This is a genomic window from Streptomyces sp. NPDC001816 (assembly GCF_042892235.1).
In the GTDB taxonomy this organism is placed as follows: domain Bacteria; phylum Actinomycetota; class Actinomycetes; order Streptomycetales; family Streptomycetaceae; genus Streptomyces.
Genome location: NZ_JBIATY010000005.1, coordinates 215,443 through 231,638, shown reverse-complemented (window position 1 = coordinate 231,638; position 16,196 = coordinate 215,443). Strand labels below are relative to the sequence as shown.

At 70.9% G+C, this 16,196-nt stretch carries 14 protein-coding genes and 3 pseudogenes; 9 read left to right on the top strand and 8 right to left on the bottom strand.

The features are described 5' to 3' along the window. Positions 1–21: 21 nt before the first annotated feature. The 3 genes and pseudogenes from dhaK to ACFYZZ_RS19790 all read right to left on the bottom strand — a co-directional run. The gene (dhaK, locus tag ACFYZZ_RS19800) at positions 22–1,014 is read right to left on the bottom strand and encodes a dihydroxyacetone kinase subunit DhaK (protein ID WP_389177304.1); all 993 of its coding nucleotides are present in this window, start codon (positions 1,012–1,014) and stop codon (positions 22–24) included. A gap of 93 nt (positions 1,015–1,107) precedes the next feature. Continuing rightward, positions 1,108–1,227: a hypothetical protein gene (locus tag ACFYZZ_RS19795; protein ID WP_389178244.1), complete on the bottom strand. Its 120-nt coding sequence runs from the start codon at positions 1,225–1,227 to the stop codon at positions 1,108–1,110. Between the two features lie 198 nt (positions 1,228–1,425). Beyond that, positions 1,426–1,811, bottom strand: a pseudogene (locus ACFYZZ_RS19790) (ATP-binding cassette domain-containing protein); the annotation flags it as partial. Positions 1,812–1,888: 77 nt separating this feature from the next. Between ACFYZZ_RS19790 and ACFYZZ_RS19785 the strand changes: the two are divergent. Together ACFYZZ_RS19785 and ACFYZZ_RS19780 are read left to right on the top strand one after the other, a co-directional pair. After that, positions 1,889–2,428, top strand: a complete 540-nt coding sequence (locus tag ACFYZZ_RS19785) for an ArsR/SmtB family transcription factor (protein ID WP_389177301.1) — start codon at positions 1,889–1,891, stop codon at positions 2,426–2,428. Further along, complete coding sequence (locus ACFYZZ_RS19780; protein WP_389177298.1) at positions 2,425–3,711, top strand: MFS transporter; 1,287 nt, start codon at positions 2,425–2,427, stop codon at positions 3,709–3,711. Before ACFYZZ_RS19785 ends, ACFYZZ_RS19780 begins: the two co-directional genes overlap by 4 nt. A 153-nt stretch (positions 3,712–3,864) precedes the next feature. Here ACFYZZ_RS19780 and ACFYZZ_RS19775 read toward each other — a convergent pair. The 3 genes and pseudogenes from ACFYZZ_RS19775 to ACFYZZ_RS19765 all read right to left on the bottom strand — a co-directional run. Further along, positions 3,865–3,983 (bottom strand): annotated as a pseudogene (locus ACFYZZ_RS19775) (Tn3 family transposase); the annotation flags it as partial. Positions 3,984–4,122: 139 nt separating this feature from the next. Then, positions 4,123–5,256 carry a nitric oxide synthase oxygenase gene (locus tag ACFYZZ_RS19770; protein ID WP_389177295.1) on the bottom strand — a complete coding sequence of 378 codons (1,134 nt, stop codon included), beginning with the start codon at positions 5,254–5,256 and terminating at the stop codon, positions 4,123–4,125. A 179-nt stretch (positions 5,257–5,435) separates the two neighbouring features. Beyond that, positions 5,436–6,578, bottom strand: coding sequence for a globin domain-containing protein (locus ACFYZZ_RS19765; RefSeq protein ID WP_389177292.1), 1,143 nt, complete (start codon positions 6,576–6,578; stop codon positions 5,436–5,438). An 878-nt stretch (positions 6,579–7,456) separates the two neighbouring features. Here ACFYZZ_RS19765 and ACFYZZ_RS19760 point away from each other — a divergent pair. After that, positions 7,457–7,912 carry an RpiB/LacA/LacB family sugar-phosphate isomerase gene (locus ACFYZZ_RS19760; protein WP_389177289.1) on the top strand — a complete coding sequence of 152 codons (456 nt, stop codon included), beginning with the start codon at positions 7,457–7,459 and terminating at the stop codon, positions 7,910–7,912. A gap of 112 nt (positions 7,913–8,024) precedes the next feature. Here the strand turns inward: ACFYZZ_RS19760 and ACFYZZ_RS19755 are convergent, their stop codons facing one another. Further along, positions 8,025–8,390 (bottom strand): DUF6479 family protein, encoded by a 366-nt coding sequence (locus ACFYZZ_RS19755; RefSeq protein WP_389177286.1) that lies wholly within the window; start codon positions 8,388–8,390, stop codon positions 8,025–8,027. 216 nt (positions 8,391–8,606) lie between these two features. Here ACFYZZ_RS19755 and ACFYZZ_RS19750 point away from each other — a divergent pair, with 216 nt between their 5' ends. The 3 genes and pseudogenes from ACFYZZ_RS19750 to ACFYZZ_RS19740 form a co-directional block, all read left to right on the top strand. After that, entirely contained in the window at positions 8,607–8,981 is a 375-nt protein-coding gene (locus ACFYZZ_RS19750; protein WP_386578513.1) for a ferredoxin, read from the top strand. An 83-nt stretch (positions 8,982–9,064) separates the two neighbouring features. After that, on the top strand, positions 9,065–10,243 hold the full coding sequence (locus ACFYZZ_RS19745; protein WP_389177283.1) for an acyl-CoA dehydrogenase family protein: 1,179 nt from the start codon (positions 9,065–9,067) through the stop codon (positions 10,241–10,243). 563 nt (positions 10,244–10,806) lie between these two features. After that, a pseudogene (locus ACFYZZ_RS19740) lies at positions 10,807–10,968 on the top strand (Appr-1-p processing protein); the annotation flags it as partial. Here ACFYZZ_RS19740 and ACFYZZ_RS19735 read toward each other — a convergent pair. Further along, positions 10,934–12,166 (bottom strand): MFS transporter, encoded by a 1,233-nt coding sequence (locus ACFYZZ_RS19735; protein ID WP_389177281.1) that lies wholly within the window; start codon positions 12,164–12,166, stop codon positions 10,934–10,936. The pseudogene ACFYZZ_RS19740 and the gene ACFYZZ_RS19735 overlap by 35 nt on opposite strands. A 353-nt stretch (positions 12,167–12,519) precedes the next feature. Here ACFYZZ_RS19735 and ACFYZZ_RS19730 point away from each other — a divergent pair, with 353 nt between their 5' ends. From ACFYZZ_RS19730 to ACFYZZ_RS19720, 3 genes are read left to right on the top strand one after another with little or no spacing between them, the layout of a single operon-like run. Next, entirely contained in the window at positions 12,520–13,866 is a 1,347-nt protein-coding gene (locus ACFYZZ_RS19730; RefSeq protein WP_389177278.1) for a flavin-containing monooxygenase, read from the top strand. After that, a complete protein-coding gene (locus ACFYZZ_RS19725) occupies positions 13,863–14,741 on the top strand; it encodes an SDR family NAD(P)-dependent oxidoreductase (RefSeq protein ID WP_389177275.1) in 879 nt (292 codons plus the stop codon). Before ACFYZZ_RS19730 ends, ACFYZZ_RS19725 begins: the two co-directional genes overlap by 4 nt. Continuing rightward, positions 14,738–16,165: an aldehyde dehydrogenase family protein gene (locus tag ACFYZZ_RS19720; protein ID WP_389177272.1), complete on the top strand. Its 1,428-nt coding sequence runs from the start codon at positions 14,738–14,740 to the stop codon at positions 16,163–16,165. The genes ACFYZZ_RS19725 and ACFYZZ_RS19720 overlap by 4 nt, the downstream gene beginning before the upstream one ends. The last annotated feature ends 31 nt before the right edge of the window (positions 16,166–16,196 follow it).

Sequence of the window (16,196 nt, the reverse complement as noted above, 5' to 3'; positions counted from 1 at the left end):
TTGACCGCTTCGTACGCCGTGTCACATCCCCCAGCGCAGTGCCGGGGTCTTCACCGGTGCGTCCCACAGCCGCAGGAGTTCCTCGTCGACCTGGCACAGCGTGACCGAGGCGCCCGCCATGTCGAGGGAGGTGACGTAGTTGCCGACAAGGGTACGGGCCACGGTCACGCCCCGCTCGCCGAGCACCCGCTGCACCTCGGCGTTGAAGCCGTACAGCTCCAGCAGCGGGGTGGCGCCCATGCCGTTGACCAGGACCAGCACGGGGCCACGCGGGGGCATGTCCTCCAGGATGGCGTGCACCGCGAAGTCGGCGATCTCCCCGGAGGTCATCATCGCCCGCCGCTCCCGGCCCGGCTCGCCGTGGATACCGATGCCCAACTCCAGTTCGCCGGAGGGCAGATCGAAGGTCGGCGTGCCCTTGGCCGGGGTGGTGACGGCGCTCAGCGCGACACCGAAGCTGCGGGCGTTCTCGTTCACCTGGCGCCCGACGGCCTCCACCCGCTCCAGCGGCTGTCCCTCGGCCGCCGCGGCACCCGCGATCTTCTCCACGAACAGGGTCGCGCCGGTGCCGCGCCGGCCGGCCGTGTACAGGCTGTCGGTCACCGCCACGTCATCGTTGACCAGCACCTTCCCGACCTGGATGCCCTCGTCCTCGGCGAGTTCGGCCGCCATGTCGAAGTTGAGCACGTCACCGGTGTAGTTCTTCACGACGAAGAGCACGCCGGCCCCGCTGTCGACGGCGGCCGCGGCGCGCGCCATCTGGTCCGGCACCGGCGAGGTGAACACCTCGCCGGGACAGGCCGCCGAGAGCATGCCCGGACCGACGAATCCGCCGTGCAGCGGCTCGTGCCCCGACCCACCACCCGAGACGAGCGCGACCTGCCCGGCCACGGGAGCGTCCCGGCGGACGATCACCCGGTTCTCCACGTCCACGGTCAGCTCGGGATGTGCGGCCGCCATACCCCGCAGCCCGTCTGCCACCACGGTCTCCGGGACGTTGATCAGCATCTTCATCCGTATCTCCTAAGAAGCCTAGAAGTGGTCTCTGATCTTGATGACAGACGAAGGGAGTCCTGTTCCTCAGTATCGGCCCTGTGGCAGCGCAGGTCATCCTTCGCCGCTCACGAGAGTCGGTGCCGCGTCCAGCAGGAGCCGTGTGTACGGGTGGCGGGGCGTGCGGAACAGGCCGTCGGCTGAGGCGTGTTCCACGATGCGGCTCCGGTGCATGACGGCGACGTCGTCCGCGACCTGCCGTACGGCGGTGAGACTGTGGCTGATCAACAGGACGATCAGGCCGAGACGGCTCTGCAGCTCCCGCAGGGTCCCCAGGACGGCGGCCTGCGACGGCGCGTCGAGGGCCGAGATGATCTCGTCCGCGATCAGCACACCGGGCTCCACGGCCAGGGCTCGGGCCAGGGCGACGCGCTGCCGCCGGCCGCCGGACAGCTCGCGTGGGAGCCGGGAGGCGGTCCGGGTGTCGAGTCCGACGAGGTCGAGCAGCTCCGCGACGCGGGGTTCCCGAGCCGGCCGCTCCAGTCGGCGCAGCGCTGTCGCCGCCTCGGCCGGCGTGTCCCGGACCCGCATCCGCGGATCGAGAGCGGTGTCCGGATCCTGGAACACCCTCGGCACCCGCCCGACCAGCCATCGCCGCTCCCGTACGGTCCGCACCCGTACCACCCGTCCGTCGACGACGACGCGCCCGGCGTCCACAGTCCGACGATCGCGCGGGCGAGCGTGGACGTGCCGCAACCGGACCCGCCGACCAGAGCGGTGGTGCGGCCGGCCGGCAGCCGGAGGCCGACGCGGTCCACGGCCGTGACCCGGCCGCGGGGACCGAGGTGCCGAAAACCCCTTGCCTAATGGTCAAGAAGTGTTGACCATTAGAGGCATGCCTACCGATGATCTTCCCGAGACGTTCCACGTCACCACGGACGAGCAGCTACGCGCCGTCTCCAATCTCACGCGTCACCGGATCATGGCCGTGCTCCGCTTCGAGCCCGCGACGATCACGCAGATCGCCGAGCGAGTGGGCCTTGCGAAGGGGAGTTCCAGCTACCACGTACGGCTGCTCGAACGGGCCGGCCTGGTGAAGGTGGTACGAACGCGGAAGGTCCGAGGGGTCACCGAGCGGTACTACGCAATGGCCGCGCGGGCGATCGTGCTGCCGGATCCGGGCGAGGGAGGGCCGGATGTGCTGATGCGGCACGCGGTGGCGGACCTGGAGGCAGCGCCGGTGGAAGGCGAGCGGCACGTACGGATGGCGCACCTGCGGCTCACCGAGGAGCAGTTCGCGGAGCTGGGGGCGCGGCTTGAGGCACTGGCGGACGAGTACCGGGAGCTGTCCGATCCGTCGCTGCCGGACGCGTCACTCGTCTTCGCACTGTTCCACCCCGCATCGCTCAAGCAGGCCGAAGGGGACGCCAAGTGATCTCAGACGTGCGGAAGTTGCCGACCGGGTTCGGACGGCTGTGGACTGCGCAGACGGTGTCCTCGCTCGGTGACGGGGTGACTCATGCCGCGCTGCCGCTGCTCGCGTTGACGTTGACGCGGGATCCGATGGCGCTCGCCGTCGTGACGGCCGCCGGAACGCTGCCGTGGCTGCTCTTCGGGGTGCTCGGCGGTGCGCTGGTGGACCGCTGGGACCGTCGGCGCACGATGTGGGTCACGGACGCCGCGCGTGCGGTGCTGCTGGCGATACCGGCGGCAGCGACCGCGCTCGACGTGCTCAGCATTCCACTGCTCGCGGCCGTCGCCTTCCTGCTCGGCCTCGGCGGACTCTTCTTCGACACGGCCGCCACGGCCTATCTGCCGGATCTGCTCGGCCGCGACCCCGCGCTCCTGGAGCGCGCCAACTCCCGCCTGCGCGGCACCCAGACCGCCGCGTCCGGCTTCGCGGGGCCGCCTGCGGGCAGTGCCCTGCTCGCGCTCGGGCGGGCGTTTCCGCTGCTCGCCGACGCGGTGTCGTTCGCGCTCTCCGCACTGCTCGTACGGTCGCTGCCTGCCGCACCCCGGCCCGTACCGCAGGCCCGTGAGTCGCTGCTGCGGCAGGCGCGGGCCGGTGCCTCGTACGTGTTCCGGGATCAGTTGCTGCTCGGGCTCGCGCTGCGTCCGGCGGTCGGGAACATCGCCTTCCTCGCTGTGGAGACCGTACTCGCCCTCTTCGCGCACGATCGTCTCGGCATCGACACCTTCGGCTTCGGCCTGCTCCTCACGGCGGAGGCCACCGGCGGTCTGCTCGGCGCGGGCATCGCCTCCTTCCTCGGCCGACGGCTCGGCACCGGCGCCGCACTGACCTGCACGGCCGCAGTCGAGGGACTCGCCATCCTGGGCCTTGCCGCCGCCCCGAACCCGTACGTCGCCGGCCTCGCGCTCGCCGTCTGCGGAGCGGGCATGGGCGCCACGATGGTGCTCGGCCCCTCCCTCCGACAGGCGATCGTCCCCGCCCACCTGATGGGCCGGGTCGCCTCCACCTCCCGCATGCTCGCCATGTGCGCCGCCCCGTTCGGCGCCTTCCTCGGCGGCTGGCTGGCCACCACCTACGACGTACGCACCCCGCTCTACACCGCCGCCGGCCTCCTCCTCGCCATGACCGCCGTCACGTCGACCATGACCAGCAACCGCCGGGTCGAGGCGGCGTTGCGTGCCGCCGCCCCGGCCGATGATCCAGATCACCCGGAATCCCGGGATCCCGTTCAGGAGGGTGCCATTTAGGGCTCCGCGAGGTCGTTGACCAGTGCTGAGCCCAGCTCGGCGTTCCTCGCCTCGGCCCCGGAACGTCGGGCACCTGGCCTCCGCGGGACGCAACGAGCGGCCCAGCGGGCCGGGTGCGCCGCCACGGCGGCGTCCAGGAAGCGGGTGTTTCCGCAGGACGACCGCGTTGAGGACCAGACCGAGGGCAGCGAGCCGGTCCTCCTGGCCCTCCCGGTACGCCCGGCGGATCTGGCCCCGGCCCCCGTGGCAGATCGCGCGGGCCGGCCGGGGCGGGACTCCTGCACGGTGAGCTGCCGGTTCATCAGGCGGCGGTAGGTGCGGCTGCTGTGCGACGCCCCCGACCGGCTGGACATCACCCGCCGCCCCAAGGACGGCACCGAGGGCCACATCGGTTCCGGAAGGAATTCCCTCTCAGGCCGAGCCGTAGGGGCATCCCTCCGGCACCGCTGCGGTCCGGTGCACGAAGGCGGGCCGCAGGTCGGGATCCTCGGGGTCGTAGTAGCGGTGGAACACCGCGGTCGCCCCTCCGGACAGGGGCGGGACGATCCAGCTCCAGTCGGTCGGCACCGGGCGCCCGTGCCGCCTCTCGCGGTCCACGTGCGCGAGGAACCGCCGCGACTCCGTGTGGTGGTCGGCGATGCTCACCCCCGCCTGCTCGTAGGAGTGCAGGACCGCCAGGTTCAGCTCGACCAGGGCGCGGTCCCGCCACAGGGTGCGCTCGTTGCCGGTGTCGAGGCCGAACAACTCGGCGACGGCGGGCAGCAGGTTGTAGCGGTCGGTGTCGGCGAGGTTGCGCGAGCCGATCTCGGTGCCCATGTACCAGCCGTTGAAGGGCGCGGCCGGGTACGTGACCCCGCCGATCTCCAGCGACATGTCGCTGACGGCCGGCACCGAGTACCAGCGCAGACGGAGGTCGGCGAACCCTGGATGGCGCGGATGCGTCAACGGCACCTCCAGCACGGCGTCCTCGGGCACCTCGTAGAACTCCGGGGTCAGGCCGGGGCCGGGCTGCACCAGCAACGGCAGCACCTCGAAGGGGGTTTCGCCGCCCTTCCAGCCCAAGTCCCTGGCCAGCGCAACCCGGTGGGTGCTGCGCGGGTCGTCCGCGTAGCGCACCAACTGCTCGCCCAGCAGCGTGGCGGCGGGACGGCCGGGGCGATCGGGGGCGAAGACGCTGATGACCGGCCGGATACGGCCTCCATTGGTCGCGATCCGCAGATGTTCGAAGCACTCACTGGCGATGTCGTCGGGATGCGTGACGTGCCGCAGGTCCCGCACGATCAGGTTGTTCCAGTAGAGGCGGCCTATGCAGCGCGCCGCGTTGCGCCAGGCCACCCGTGCGCCGAACGCCAGCTCCGCCGGGGTGTGTTCGTACGTGCCGAAGCGCTCCACCTCCGCGGTGACCTCCGCGAGCCGCCGGCGCGGATCGCCGTCGCCCGGGTTCTCGGCGGCGTACTGGCGGATGAACACCTCGGCGGCCGCCAGGACGGCCTCGTGCGCCGACGGGCGGCGCCGAGCCGGGTCGGGCGAAGGGGGGAGTTGCACCGGATTCTCTCCTGCCTGGGGTCTGGTGCTCACACGGGCCCGGTGCGCCGGCGGTGGTCCGGCGGCCGCTCGGCCGGGAGCGGTCGGGAGCGGTCGGGTCGAAGCCGAGTCCGGCGGGCGGGCGCGGCAAGCGAGTGGCCGCACGGCCTGGGCCGGGTCGGCCGGATGGGGCCGGGCGCTCAGTCCTCGGGCGGTTCCCGCAACTGCCGGGGCAGCAACGCGGCCTCGAGTGCGGGCACGTCGAAGGGGTCGAAGTGGATCCGCTCCTGCGGGATACCCTGCCGGGCCAGGGTGGCGCTGGCCTGCGTGACCATGTCCACCGGCCCGGAGAGGAACGCCTCGTGCCGGTACCACGGCCCGAACTCGTTCAGCACCTGCGGCAGGGTGCCCTCCAGCCCCGCAATACGCTCCTCCGACACCGCGGCCCGCACCGAGAGCCAGTGGTGCCGCTGGGACATCCTGAGCATGTCGTCCAGGCCGTAGAGCTCCTCGGCGGTCCGCGCGCCGAGGAAGACGTCGACGTAGCGCTCTCTCCCGGTGCGGGCCGCGTCCTCGACCAGGGCCTTGATGGGGGCCATGCCGGTCCCGCCGGCCACGCACACCAGATCCCGGTCGGTGCGCGGGTCGAGCGTCATGTCGCCCTGAGTGGGTCCGAGCCGCACCTTGTCCCCGGGCTTGGCGCTGTAGACCAGGCCCTGGCTGACCTGGCCCTGGGAGACCGCACGCACGTGGAAGGTCACGGTGTTGTCCGCTCGCGGCGCGTGCGCGGGGGAGTAGTAGCGCCACGCCTTGGGGTGCCAGGGCGTCTCCACGCTCGCGTACTGGCCTGCCGTGTACGGGTAGGGCGCGTCGGGCCGCACGGTGATTTCCGCGATGCCATGGCCGCGGTGCAGGTGGTGGATGATCTCCGCCTCCCACACCGCGGGCGCCGTGCGGGCGTCCTCCCCGGCGGCGTGCATCATCACCTGCGCGACGACGTCGTATCCGTGCGTCCATGCGGCAGCCAGCTCCGGGCTCCACGCCGGGCCGGCGTAGCGGGCCAGGGATGCGAGCAGGCACTCGCCCACCGCGGGGTAGTGGCCGTCCAGCGCCCCGAACTTGCGGTGGTCGCGACCGAGTCGGCCGCAGAAGCGGATCAGGTTCTCCGGGTCGTCGACGAGGTCGACGATCTGCAGCAGCCCGCGCAGCAACCGGTCGCGCTGGACGTCCAGGTTCTCCGGGAAGAGCTCGCGCACCTCGGGGTGGCGCGCGAACAGAATGGCGTAGAAGTACACCGTCATGTCCGCTGCTTGCGGGCCGACCACGGCCACGCTCGCGCGCATCAGGGCGATTTCCTCCGCGGTCAGCGGCACGAGGTCCGGCAGCGGACTCGGCGCCGGAGGCGAGGGAGTGGAAGGTGGCGCTGCTGATTCCGGTGACTGTGCCGTGGCCTCCGCTGCGTCACGGCGTCCTCGCGACGCACGGGAAAATATCACCGGGCGCCTCCCGTTTCAGATTGAATCGTCATCACCATCAGGGAAATTCGGTGTCAGAGCAGTGGGGATCGGGGACCGCCGCGACCGCTGCACAAACCGCTCGCGGCCGCCGGGGACAAGCCGATGGCCGGCACCGCGTTCCGCTGTGCCGGATGCCCGCCCAGCACCCAGAATAGGTCCGCCATTCGGCTGTGGCGCCGTCACGATACGACGCCAGGGATCAACTCGGCCGCACGCCGGCGACTTTGGGAACGGACGGGGCGGAACTCCCTGGGACGTCCTGCCGTTCGGTGGTGATCGACAGGAACGCATTCACCCTAATACACAATCTTCACCCGTCAACCAAGGGGCAGGCACGACCTCGCCGCCATTCGCGCGCAGCCCGGCAACTCCAGGGAATCAGCGTCCACTTCTGCTGGCGTGGTGTCGAAGCAGCTCCGAATTGCCACCCGAAACCAGTAGGTTTCGCGAGCTGCAGTGCATTCAGAAGGCATGACTCACGACAGCGTCATACGGGGTGAATTCACCGGGCTGAACGTGATCTCTGTCAGTAAATCCGGATAACCGGGGCACTCGGGTATCGGTTCATACGCACGCTGCGCTCGAGGTGAGGCGTTGGATAGGCTCGTTGCTGAGAGCTGACGAAACCGATGTCCGCAACAGATGTCCACAACAGATGTCACCAGGCCTCCGAGGCTCCCTTACCCGGGAGGATTGAGCCGCGCATGAAGATCTCCGTCTCCTCCGACATGGACGAACCCGTCGCCCGCCTCCTCGTGGAGGAGCTGCGCCGGCGCGGCCACGAGGTGCGTGAGCACGGCGCGCTGCGGTCCGGTGCCGATCCGCAGTGGGCGGTCTGTTCCGAGGCGGCCGCCCGTGACGTCGCCGAGGGCACGTCCGATCAGGCGGTCGTGTGCTGCTGGACCGGCACCGGCGCCTCCATCGCCGCGAACAAGGTGCCGGGCGTCCGCGCGGCCCTGTGCACGGACGCCGGCACGGCCGAGGGCGCCCGCCGCTGGAACGACGCCAACGTCCTGGCGCTCAGCCTGCGGCTCACCTCGGCACCGGTGCTGACGGAGATCCTCGACGCCTGGTTCACGGCCGAGCCGAGCCAGGACCCGGAGGACGTGCAGAACGTGGCCCGCGTCGGCCGCCTGGACGCTGCCAGGATGGTCTCCTAGCGGCGTACAGCGGCCTGGCGCGGGCCAGGGCCGGTCGTTCGCTCGGTGTCGTGTGGGTGGTGTCCGGTGTTCGGTGTTCGGCGTGGTGTCGGTGTTCGGCGTCGGGTCGGATTCAGTGGGCGCCCAGTCCGCCGCCGCCGAACGAGCCGCTCGACCCCTTGCTCCAGCGCGGGCGCTCTTTCGAGGCGCTGGGCCTGGTGTCCATGTTGGTCAGCTCGTACGGGGTGAGCGGGCGACCGCCCTTGGGCATCTCGGGAACCTCCTGGGACTCCCTGTTCTCCCGGACCTCGTGCACCGGGCCCTCGGGTGGCAGGTGCGGCTGCTCCTCGGGGCGCGGTCGCGGGGGCTCCCGGTACTTGACGCGGGAGGTCATCCAGTAGCCGCCGGCGAGGAACGCCAGGAGAGCCACGGCCACCAGGAAGAGCACGAGGCTCATCAGACCGCTTGCCGCAGCCAGCTGCATCTGTGCGGTACTCATAGAACAGGAGTACCCCGCCCGGAACAGGACGAACCGGACACCTTGGGTGACCGCACCTCCACGGACGGCGACACGGCCCGGTCGCGGCATCACCTCGTCCCGGTGGAGCGGCATCATCCGGTCGCGGTGGAGCGGTGTCACCTCGCCCCGGCCAAGCGGTATCACCTGGTCCCGGTGAACGGGTTTGCGACGCTCCCGCCCGGCTACCCGCCCGGTGTGACATCGCCGACTTCTCCACAGCAGCTCTACAGGTTCCTGGAGGACCGTTTCGAGTGCGCCCAGGCGTGCACGGAGTGTGCCAGGGCGTGTGCGGTGCGTGCGGGCCTCCTGGATCCGGTCGGCTCGCCGCGCCAGGACCGCGTGCGCCGGCTGGGCATCATGTGCGCCGAGGTGTGCGACGCCACCTGCCGGATGCTGTCCGAGCAGGACCGTCAGGACGAGGAAGGGGTCAGGATCCAGCTGGAGTGGTGCCGCTCGGTCTGCCTCGACTGTGCGGACGCCTTCGCCGGGCAGCCCGGCGCCGAATCGACCGCGGGAGTGTGCCGGGCCTGCGCCGAGGCGTGCACAGGCTTCATCGCGGCCCTGAACTGAGCCCCGGCGCGCCATTCCCTATTTCTGAAACACGTTCTACGGTGTGCGCCGTCAGGACCGCCCTTGGGGACCCTGGAGGCGCCGTGCACCTCGACCACACGCCCGAGCAGCAGCGACTGCGCAGCGAACTGCGCGCCTACTTCGCCGAGCTGGTGCCCGACCATGCCTACGCCCGGTACGCGGATCCGGCCGCGCAGAAGCGGTTCTACCGCGAGACGATCCGGCGGCTCGGCACGGACGGCCGGCTCGGCGTCGGCTGGCCCGAGGAGTACGGCGGGCGCGGGATGTCCGCGATGGAGCAGTTCATCTTCTTCGACGAGGCGGCGCAGGCCGGCGTACCGCTGCCGCTGATGGCGCTGAACACGGTCGGCCCGACCATCATGCAGTTCGGTACCGAGGAGCAGAAGGCGTACTTCCTGCCCCGCATCCTCTCCGGCGAGATCGACTTCGCCATCGGCTACAGCGAGCCCGAGGCCGGCACCGACCTCGCGTCCCTGAAGACACGAGCCGTACGCGACGGCGACGAGTACGTGGTCAACGGGCAGAAGATCTGGACCACCAACGGCGACACCGCGGACTGGGTGTGGCTGGCCGTGCGCACCGACCCCGGGGCGCCGCCGCACAAGGGCATCACGATGCTCCTGGTGCCGACCTCCGACCCGGGCTACTCCTGCACCGTCATCAACACCCTCGCCTCGCACGACACCACGGCCAGCTACTACGAGGACATCCGCGTCCCCGTCTCGCGCCGGGTCGGCGAGGAGAACCAGGGCTGGCGCCTGATCACCAACCAGCTCAACCACGAACGCGTCACCCTCGCCGCCCACGGCACCATGGCGATCCGCGCCCTGCACGACGTGCAGCACTGGGCGATGGAGACCAAACTGGCCGACGGCCGCCGGGTCGTCGACCTGCCCTGGGTACGCCGTCTGCTCGCCCGGACCCACACCCGGCTCGATGCCATGAAGCTCCTCAACTGGCAGATGGTGACGGCCGTTCAGGAAGGCACCCTCACCCCGCAGGACGCCTCCGCCGTCAAGGTCTACGGCTCCGAAGCCCGCCGGGACGCCTACGCCTGGCTCATGGAGGTCGTCGGGGCCGCCGGCCCGCTGAAGGAGGGCTCGGTGGGCACCGTCCTGCACGGCGAACTGGAGCGCGGCTACCGCTCCGCCGTGATCTTCACCTTCGGCGGCGGCAACAACGAGATCCAGCGCGAGATCATCTCGTGGATCGGGCTGGGGATGCCTCGGGTTCGGCGGTGACCGTTTGCGACTGCTGATTTTAGTTGTCACAAACAGGGACTAGTTGGCACCGGAGGGACCAGGCAAGCATCCCCGGTGAGCCGGTGACACGCTAGTTGGAACCTGGTCACGAAAGTTGGAACCAGTGCTGCTGACGCCGACTAGGCTCACCTCCATAGCCTGCCGAGCGAGGACGCTGCCCGCGCCGCCGCGGCCGAGCTGTCCGGGATGGGGCACCGCCTGACGGCAGTGCGCGTCCACGATCGCTTCCGGTTCCGCCCCTCGAGCTTCTGGTACGGCCGGCCGTCGATGGACCCGGAGCCGGAGGGGTGGTGGCAGGTCTCAGCTCGACATTGAAAAGGTCCGCCTGGCGCGGAGTGGGGCTGTCCAGTGACCCGCGGAGGTTACGGTCATGCTGTTGGCTGCGCTCCTTGCGCAGGTGCCCGGACGGTACATCTGGCGGCAAGGCACGGATCAACCAGGTTGGCGGCAACCAGACCATCTTCAGGGCGCGTTCGTGAGCGGCGTATCGATCCCGAGCATGGTGGAGGCAGGGCACCAGGATGCGACGGTGTCGGGTCACGGCCGACGAGGTGGTCGAACTCGGCGCCTGTGTGCACATGCCCCGCATAGGGTGCGGGCTGACGGGCGGGCAGTGGTCCCGGGTCGAGCCGCTGATCCAGGAGCGGCTGGTCGGGCGGGGGATCGCGGTCACGGGGTACGACCGCGGGGAGGACGTGAGCTGAGCACGGACACCGCGGTGTCCACGCCCGCGGCGGCCAGGGTGCCGTCGGTCCGGAAGAAGCGTGCCGTGGTCACCAGGACCATGGCGAATGCGGCGGGTATCGCGTATGCGATGCGGAAGTGGCCCGTCGCCCCCAGGCCTCCGCTCGCGCCGGCTCCGACGAGAACGCCGACGTAGTTGAAGACGTTGAGCCGGGCCAGCACCGTCTCGGGGGCACCGGGCCGCAGTCGGCCGGCCGCAGCGACACACAGCGGGGTGAGGGCGGCGACTCCTAGGCCCGCACACCCTGCCGCGACGGCCGCGTACGGCCAGGTCGGGGCCACTGCCAGAGCGGCCAGGGCGACTGCCGCGAGCAGGGCGGCTACGCGGACCACCGCCACCGGCCCGACCCGGCGGACCATGAGGTCGGCGCTCGCCCGGCCGGTCACCGTGCCCGCCTGGTAGGCCGCGTACGCGAGCGGCGCGGCCGCCAGGGACGCGGCGAGGGTCTGATGAAGGTAGGCGGTCGACCACGCCGAGACCGTGGAGTCCACGACGTAGGCGACGAGGAGAACGACACCGAAGGGGACGAGCCGTGCCCACACCCGCCGCCCCAGGACCTCCTCGACCGGCGCCGGTCTGCCGGCGGACGAGGAGACCGCGGGCGGGAGGACATGGGGCCGGACGGTCAGGGCCAGGAGGGCCACGAGCGCGGCGTGCGCGGTCAGGACGTACTCGACCGGCCAGCCCAGCCGGGAGACGCCCGCCGTCAGCAGCGCGGCGGCCACGCCTGCGGCGCTCCAGGCGGCGTAGAAGGAGGAGAGGATGCTGCGCCCGTAGTGGCGTTCGACGGTGGCTGCGCGGGTGTTGACTGACACGTCGATGGCGCCCAGCGCCAGCCCGAAGAGGACGTAGGCCGCCGAGGCGGCGAGCCGGCCCGGCGCCCAGGCCACGGACAGCAGGGCCACGGCCGCGGTCAGCACCGCCGCGCGCATGACGGTGACGGGACCCGAGCGGCGTACAGCGGCCAGGCCCGCGAAGCTGCCGGCACCCGCGGCCAGCGTCAGGGCGATCGTGAGCGCTGTCATCGCCAGGGACGACAGCCGCAGATGGCTCTCCACGGCGGGCACGGTGGTGGACACGGCGGCCACCGCCGCCCCTTGGGCGGCGAACACGGTGGCTGTGACCCGGCGGGATCCCGCGAGCAGGCCACTTCTCACGGGTAGAGGCGGAGCCGTCGCTCCGAGGGACGCGGTCATGGGGGCCTCTTCCTGTCACGGACCGTGGGCGGGCCGGAGTGCGCGCGAATTGGAGCAACCGTAGGAATGGGCCGACCCGGCGGAGGACACCGACGGTCACACTGAGGACCCTGGCGGCCAGGAGCGGATGGTCCGAGCGGTGCCTCAGGAGACCGGCACCAGGGCGGAGAGATCCACCGGCCGTCGCCGCGCCGGGCCGGTCAACGGGTTGGCCGCTGCGGCCCCCTTTGTGGCCGCACAGGCCAGTCCGCCGGCGCTTGCACGCTGCCTAAGTTCCTCCCACGCCGAACGTGGCGACGAGAGGAGGTGGACTCGTGAAGGAGTCCGAATTCGATACGTGTGTGATTGGGGCCGGTCCCGCGGGGCTGGCAGTGGCACGGGCGCTCGGTGAGCGGGGGCTTCCCTATACGCACATCGAGCGTCACACGGGTCCGGGCGGTCTGTGGGACATCGACAATCCGGGCAGCCCGATGTACGAGTCGGCGCATTTCATCTCCAGCAAGACCGTCTCGGGCTTCGGCGGCTGGCCGATGCCCGACCACTTCGCCGACTACCCCTCGCGCCGGGAGATCCTGTCGTACCTGACGTCCTTCGCCGACGCGTACGGGCTGACGGAGCGGATCGATTTCGGCACCGAGGTCCGTGACGTGACGAAGAACCCGGACGGCACCTGGACGGTGACCCGGTCCGACGGACGGGCCGGCCGACACGGACAGATCGTGGTCTGTACCGGCTCGCAGTGGCACCCCAACATCCCCGAGATCCCGGGTCACTTCAGCGGCGAGATCCGGCATACGGTCGGCTATCGCAGCAGCGACGAACTGCGCGGCAAGCGGGTCCTCGTGGTCGGCGCGGGCAACTCGGGCTGCGACATCGCCTGTGACGCCGCCCGCGCCGCCGACCGTGCGGAGATCAGCATGCGCCGCGGCTACTGGTTCATCCCCAAGCACGTGTTCGGAAGGCCCGTGGACACCCTGGAAGGTGTCGGCCCCCGGTTGCCCAAGTGGCTGGAACAGAAGCTGTTCGGCGCGCTCCTGCGGATCATCAACGGCGATCCGCGCCGCCTCGGCCTGCAGAAACCCGACCACAAGCTGTTCGAGACCCATCCGACGGTCAACTCGATGCTGCTCCACCACCTGCAGCACGGCGACATCACCGCGCGACCCGGCATCGTCCGCGCCGAGGGCAGCAGCGTCCACTTCACCGACGGCAGCAGCAACAACTTCGACCTGATCCTGCTGGCGACCGGGTATGTCCACAAAGTGCCCGTCGCACAGCGCTACTTCGGCGACGAGCAGCACCCCGACCTGTACCTGTCGTCGTTGTCCCGCGAGCACGAGGGGCTGTTCGGCGTCGGTTTCATCGAGACCAACTCCGGTGCCTACAAGCTCTTCGACGCCCAGGCACAGCTGATCGCCGGCTTCGTCCACGACACGCGCCGGGGCATGCCGAACGCCGAGCGGTTCGCCCGCATGATCCGCGGCGACCGCCCGGACCTGTCCGGCGGCCTGAGGTTCGTGGACTCCCCGCGCCACACCGGCTACGTCGACAGCGCCGCGTACACCAGGTACCTCACCAAGGTCGCCGCCGCCATGGGCTGGCCCACCGAGGGACGCCCCCCGGCCGTGCCGGCCGTCCGCAGCAAGGAAACGGTGGCATGAGCGGCTACGACTACACCGGCAAGGTGATGCTGGTGACCGGCGGCGCGGGCGGCATCGGCAGCGCGCTGTGCCGGCGGTTCGCGGCCGGCGGCGCTGTGTGCGTCGTCGTCGACATCGACGGTGAACGCGCGCAGCGGGTCGCCGACACCCTTCCCGGAGCCGGTCACCTGGGCCTCGGCTGCGACCTGCTGGACCGGGCAGGGGTGGCGGACCTCTTCGAACAGGTCGCCCTCGCCTTCGGCCGCCTCGATGTGCTGGTCAACAACGTCGGCATGACCAGCACCGAGCGATTCGACGTGCGCGCGGTGGAGAGCATCGAGCGGGAGATCGACCTCAACCTGCTCTCCCCGCTCGTCGCGACCCGGCTTGCCGTCCCCCTGCTGAGGGCTTCCGGCGATCCCCGCGTCATCACGACGGTGTCCTTGGCCGGCATCTTTCCGCAGGGCGAGACCCCCATCTACGCGGCGTCGAAGTTCGGGCTGCGCGGCGCCATGCTGTCCATCGCCCTCGACCTGGGGGACAAGGGCATCCGCGTCGGCTCCGTCCTGCCGTCGGCCACCGACACCCCGATGCTGCGCCAGGAGGCCGTCGACGGCGGCAATTCCCTGCAGTTCCAAGACCCGCCGCAGCAGCCGTCCGACGTCGTCGCCGCGGTGGTGAGCCTGCTCGACAGGCCGCGACTCGAGGCGTATCCGCGCGCAGGTGAATCCCGCCTGGTCCGCTTCTCCATGCTGGTGCCGAACCTCCTGCCCAGACTCCTCCCGCTCTTCCGCAGGCGCGGCGAGCGCGGTCTGGCCAGATATCTGGAGGACCTGCGCCGCAGAGGACTGGCGCGTCAGGTCGACGGCCGCTGGGAACTGGTGAAGGAGGCATGACCGTGACCACAGAAACGAACGTCCGCCTGCTCAGGGTCGTCAACCCGGCGACCGGAGAAACCCTTGACACGCTGCCCGCCGCCACCGCGGACGAGGTGGACACGGCCGTGGACCGGGCCCGCCGAGTCTTCGACAGCGGGGCGTGGTCGGGCCGGCCACCCCGGCAGCGGGCCTCGGCACTCCTGCGCCTCGCGGACCTGATGGAACGCGACGCCGAGATCCTGGCCCGCCTGGACTGCGAGGACGCGGGCAAACCCATCACGGACTGCCGCACCGGCGACGTGCCCGCCGCGATCGAGTCGATCCGCTGGTTCGCGGAGGCGGCCGACAAGGTCTTCGGGCGCGTCGCGCCCACCGGCCACGACCACCTCGGCCTGATGAGCCGGGAACCCGTCGGAGTGGCTGCGGCCGTCCTTCCGTGGAACTACCCGCTCGCCATGGCCGCCTGGAAGATCGGCCCCGCCCTCGCCGCGGGCAACAGCCTGCTGCTCAAGCCGGCCGAAGCGACCCCCCGCTCGGCCCTCCACATGGCCCGGCTGGCTATGGAAGCGGGTCTGCCGGACGGGGCGCTCACCGTCCTGCCCGGCCACGGGGCGGAAGCCGGCCGGGCGCTCGCCCGCCACCCCGGGGTGGACGCCCTGTCCTTCACAGGCTCGACGGCCACTGGACGGCGGATCCTGGCGGATGCCGCGGAGACCAACTTCAAACGGGTCTGTCTGGAGATGGGCGGCAAGAGCCCCCAGGTCCTGATGCCGGACGCGCTCGACTTCGGCGCCGAACTCATCGACGACATGGTCGAGGCCGCGTTCCTCACGACGGGCCAGAACTGCACGGCGGGCTCCCGCGTCCTGGTCCACGAGGACATCGCCGCCGAGGTCATCGCCCGGTTCACGGCCGCCGCCGGGGCGCTGGCCATCGGTGACCCTGCCGACCCGGACACCAGGATGGGACCGCTGATCAGCGGTGCCGCGCGGGACCGGGTCGCACGCGCCGTGGACGAGGCGGTCGCCGCCGGAGCCGTGGCGCACATGGCCCGGCTGCCGGAAGGCCTGCACCCGCACGGGGCCTACTACCCGCCCACCGTGGTGGTCGGCGCACCCGACGACAGCAGGGTCCTCACCGAGGAACTGTTCGGACCCGTGGTCACCGTCGAGACCTTCACCTCCGAGCAGGAGGCCGTCCGGACGGCCAACGCCACCGCCTACGGCCTTGCTGCCTCCGTATGGACCCGCGACCTCGACACCGCCTTCCGCCTCGCCCGTGGCATCCAGGCCGGAATGGTCTCCGTCAACGCCTACAGCGAGGGCGACATCACCTTCCCCTTCGGAGGCTGGAAGCAGTCCGGATTCGGCGGGGCGGAGCGATCCACCAACGCCTTCGACCAGTGGACCAGGGAGAAGACGGTGTGGATCCGCACCCGCTGACAAGGCGGAAACCGGACGCCCCTGCCTAAAG